We start from the raw sequence: 1,131 nt of genomic DNA, 5'->3' as shown, positions 1-1,131 counted from the left end.
ACCCCAACAAATCCGCTGCAGGATTTTCCGCGATATCGACATCGTCATAGTATTTTTGCGCCTGAACCACCGAACGATGCAGGGACAGGCGCATGGCGGCCTGGATTGGGGCACCATCCAAAGCGGCCTGGGTCAGAAAGCCGGAGCGCAACCCGTGCGGCGAGGCAAACCCCTCGGGCAGCCCGGCCAGATTCAACCGGTGCCGGATAATCTGATAGATCGCATCCGGGGAAAGGCGGCGTTTCAAAACCCGGTCAGCCTTGGAGACCGGGCGGAAGAGGGGCCCGTCTTTGATCTGCCCAACCTCGATCCAATGCACCAGCGCCTGGCTCGCGCGCCCCTTTAGCACCAGCCGCGGCGTATCTCCTTTGGCAGTGGTTTTGGTTTCCAGCAGCGAGAGCCAGATCAGGCCTTTATTGTCGAACTCCTTCAGCGCCACATCCTCCCGCATCAATCCGGTGATCTCGGACCGGCGGCGGCCGCCCGAAGCCCAGCCCAGCATCAGGATCGCCCGGTCGCGGCAATCGCGGCGATTGCCGCGGCAGGTGGCCAACATCTGTTCGAGAATATCCTTGGTGATCGGATGGGCGGATTTCGGGGCAGGGGGCCGGGCTGCGGCGCGGCGCGCCTTGGCGCGGGCCTGTTTCACCTGGCTAGCGTCAAAAGGGGAGGGGAGGTTCTTCATCCGGTGAAAGGCCAGCCAGGAGGCGATGCGCCGGTCCAGGGTGGACGGGGCCGGGCAGGCGAGGGTTTTGCGTAGTCCCTGGGAGATGAGCGCTTCTGCCGCCCGCCGGGCGATGTCGTCCTTTGATGTTTCGCTCAGATCCCGGGCGTGGTCCAGGATGAAGGCGAGCGCCGTGGCTTCAGTCTCCGGCCAGGTCAGCGCCGACCCGAAGCGCGCAGCCTTCCAGGCGGTGAGATAGAGCAGGTCACGCTCATACGCCCGCAGCGTGTTTTCCGGCGTGCCGCGGATATAGAGATCGGTGAGCGCCTCCTGATCGGCCGGGGAGAGGGCAGGGGAAGCGGAGGGGAGATGGGGCGCAGGCGGCTTCATGGGGCGTATTCTGCGCCAAATTCCTGCGGAAATCAATTAAACATGATAAGGGATACTTATCGCGTGTAAATGGGGCG

Annotated in this window: 1 protein-coding gene; it reads right to left on the bottom strand. The window is 63.6% G+C overall.

What is annotated here, in order from left to right; genetic code table 11:
- Positions 1 to 1,054 (bottom strand): tyrosine-type recombinase/integrase (locus GOW92_RS24735; protein ID WP_170566554.1); only part of this gene is annotated, 1,054 nt, incomplete at its 3' end.
- Positions 1,055 to 1,131: the final 77 nt, after the last annotated feature.

Source organism: Ruegeria atlantica, from assembly GCF_013032505.1.
GTDB classification, from domain to species: Bacteria; Pseudomonadota; Alphaproteobacteria; order Rhodobacterales; family Rhodobacteraceae; genus Ruegeria; species Ruegeria atlantica_F.
This window is presented reverse-complemented; position numbering and strand designations above follow the sequence as displayed.